Origin of the sequence: Rhabdonatronobacter sediminivivens, assembly GCF_013415485.1 — a bacterium.
Classification (GTDB): Bacteria; Pseudomonadota; Alphaproteobacteria; order Rhodobacterales; family Rhodobacteraceae; genus Rhabdonatronobacter; species Rhabdonatronobacter sediminivivens.
Genome location: NZ_JACBXS010000095.1, coordinates 1 through 3,309 on the forward strand (window position 1 = coordinate 1; position 3,309 = coordinate 3,309).

Genomic DNA, 3,309 nt, shown 5'->3' on the forward strand with positions numbered 1-3,309 from the left:
CCGGGAACGCCGCGCACTCGACGCGCTGGATGAAATCAGAGGGAACCGGTAAGATGCGTCAGACTCAGAACACTAGCACTTCTCAGCGCGCTTAGAGCGGGCTTCACCAAGACGCAAGAGCTCGGCGCCGCCCAGAAAGCCATCATTTTCACGGAGTCACGCCGCACCCAAGATTATCTCGTTCGCCTTCTATCTGACAACGGTTACGGCGATCAGCTGGTTCTTTTCAACGGGTCCAACACCGACTCACAATCAAAAGCGATTTATGATGCATGGCTTGCAAAACACAAGGGCAGCGACCGCATCACAGGCTCTCGGACGGCCGACATTCGGGCAGCACTGGTCGAGTACTTCCGTGAACACGCCTCGATCATGATCGCAACAGAGGCAGCCGCCGAAGGCATCAACCTGCAGTTCTGTTCGATCGTCGTAAACTATGATTTGCCTTGGAACCCTCAGAGGATCGAGCAACGGATCGGCCGATGCCATCGCTATGGCCAGCTCTATGACGTCGTAGTCGTAAACTTCCTAAACAAAAACAATGCGGCAGACCAACGTGTCTATGAGCTTCTGGCTGAGAAGTTTCAACTGTTCTCTGGGGTATTCGGTGCGTCTGACGAGGTTTTGGGATCCATCGAGTCTGGGGTCGAATTCGAGAAGCGCATCGTCTCCATCTACCAAACTTGCAGATCGACAGAAGAGATCGAAACTGAGTTTTCCCGCCTTCGGGGGGAAATGGACGAGAACATCAGTGCCGCGATGGAGGACACTCGGCGAAAGCTTCTTGAGAACTTCGACGCCGAGGTTCATGACCGCCTGAAGATCAATCTCGACAAGAGCAAGGAGTACATTGGGCGGTACGAAAGAATGCTCTGGGCCATTACGCGGCACGAGCTCCGCGACCGAGCTCAGTTCGATGATGAGCACCTGACCTTCACGCTGAAGGAGCCGCCAGGTGGGCTTGCTGTGCCTGCTGGCGGCTACGGGATCGCAAAGAACGGTCTGAGTGAACACAGATACCGTTTGGGTCACCCGCTGGCACAGCTTGTCATCCAGTGGTCCAAGGACCGAACCCTCAGCGAGGCCTCGTTGGCGTTCGATTACTCGGCTTGGCCAGCCAAGGCCGTTAGCATCGAGCCGCTTGTTGGGCGCGGCGGTATACTCGCGGCGCGCTGCCTGAGCTTCTCCGGCTTCGACGCGCAGGACCACATCCTGTTCGCAGCCATTACGGATGAGGGCGAGTTGATCGAGGAAGAGATCGCTCGGCGCCTGTTCGAGATGCCCTGCCGGATAATCGAAAACCCCGGATCAATCGACACGTCTCAATTTGATGACGCGTTTGCGGTACGAGAGAGGGCAGTGACCGAAGCCCTGAAGCGTCAGAACGCTGAATGGTTCTCGACCGAAAGCCAGAAGCTCGAAAGGTGGGCCGAGGACAAGGTCTTCGCCGCCGAGAAGGAATTGAAGGACGCGAAGGCGCGGATCCTTGAACTCAAGCGTGAGGCGCGTACGGCCGAGTCTCCCGAGGAGCAGCACCGGATCCAGATGCAGATTCAGGATCTGGAGAAATCCAAGCGCCGGCTGCGCCAGCGCATCTTCGAGGTGGAAGACGAGATCATCGAGGAACGTGACCAGATGATTTCCGACCTGGAAGTCCGCCTTCAGCAGGATATCAGCAAACAAGAGCTCTTCGCCGTCCGTTGGGCGGTCGTGTGAGCCAACAGAACGCAGGAGAAACCCGTCACATGCCGAACGTCGAGAAACAAAGAGACCGCCTTATCAGCCTGCTGAAGGAGCTGTTCCAGCTCGACCAGCCCGACCTGGACTTCGGCTTCTATCGCATCATGCATGCGAAGGCCGGTCAGGTGACCAAGTTTCTCGAGGAAGATCTGCTTGGCATCATCCGCAACGCCTTCGGCGAGGTGGACGGCGCCCGTGTCGAGAAAGCGAAGGCTGCCTACGAGGCCGCGCGCAAGCAGGCCGAGGAATTCGGCGCACCCGATCCGGATGCCGCTCCGAAAGTGAAGGAAGCCAAGGCGGCCTGGGATGCGGCCAAAGACAGCGGCAGCAACGAGGGCGACGTCTACGACCACCTCTACCGCTTCTTCGAGCGCTACTACGACAACGGCGATTTCATGAGCCGCCGCTACTTTGCGCGCGAGACGGACGGCAAGGCGGCCCCCTACGCCGTCCCCTATGACGGGCGCGAGGTCTATCTGCACTGGGCCAACCGCGACCAGTATTACATCAAGACGTCCGAGTACCTGACCAACTTCACCTTCGATCCGACGCAGGCGAAGGAGTTCAAGGACAAGCACGGCGCGCTGTTTGAGCAGAAGCCACTCAAGGTCCACTGCCGGATCGTCTCGGCGTCCGAGGGCGAGCACAATAACGTCAAGACGTCCGAACAGACGGAACGCTACTTCATCATCCACGAGCCGGAGCCGGTGAAGATCGAGACGGGCGACACCGGCGAGCCGGAGCTGGTGATCCAGTTTCAGTACCGCCCGGACCCCGAGAAGACCGGCCAGGAAGGCACCTGGCGCAAGACCCGCCTCGCCGAGGCAGCGGCGAAGGTAAAGGCGCTCCTGCCCAAGCTGGATGGCGCGGGTGACTATGTGACCGCCCTGATGACTCCGGCGCCGACCGAGGCCGAGAAGGACCGGACGCTGCTGGAGAAGTACCTGACCCAGTACACGGGCCGGAACACGATGGACTACTTCATCCACAAGGATCTGGGCGGGTTCCTGCGGCGCGAGCTGGACTTCTACATCAAGAACGAGGTCATGCGGCTGGACGACATCGAGTCCGCCGATGCGCCGCGAGTGGAAGCCTATCTGGCCAAGGTCAAGGTGCTGCGACGCATCGCGCAACACCTGATCGACTTTCTCGCCCAGCTCGAAGACTTTCAGAAACGGCTGTGGCTGAAGAAAAAGTTCGTCGTCGACACCCAGTACTGCATCACGCTCGATCGCATCCCGGAGGAGTTCTATCCGGAGATTGCGGCGAATGAAGCTCAGCGGGAAGAGTGGGTCCGACTTTTTGCAATTGATGTTCTGGATGAATACACAGCCCCGCTGACGACAGATTTTCTGCAAAGAAACAGCGCGCTTCTGCTCGACACTAGGTTCTTCGATGCGCAGTTTCGCGAAGGTCTTTTGGCCGAGATCGAGGCGATAGAGGCCGAGACCGTTGGCGTCCTTATGAACACCGAGAACTTCCAGGGCTTGTCTCTAGTGTTCTGAGTCTGACGCATCTTACCGGTTCCCTCTGATTTCATCCAGCGCGTCGAGTGCGCGGCGTTCCCGG

2 protein-coding genes are annotated in these 3,309 nt (G+C 58.6%); both read left to right on the plus strand.

Annotated elements, in window-relative coordinates:
- Positions 1 to 216 precede the first annotated feature (216 nt).
- The gene (locus HUK65_RS18160; protein WP_235442270.1) at positions 217 to 1,716 is read left to right on the plus strand and encodes a helicase-related protein; all 1,500 of its coding nucleotides are present in this window, start codon (positions 217 to 219) and stop codon (positions 1,714 to 1,716) included.
- 29 nt (positions 1,717 to 1,745) lie between these two features.
- Positions 1,746 to 3,245: a hypothetical protein gene (locus tag HUK65_RS18165; protein WP_179907666.1), complete on the plus strand. Its 1,500-nt coding sequence runs from the start codon at positions 1,746 to 1,748 to the stop codon at positions 3,243 to 3,245.
- Positions 3,246 to 3,309 lie beyond the last annotated feature (64 nt).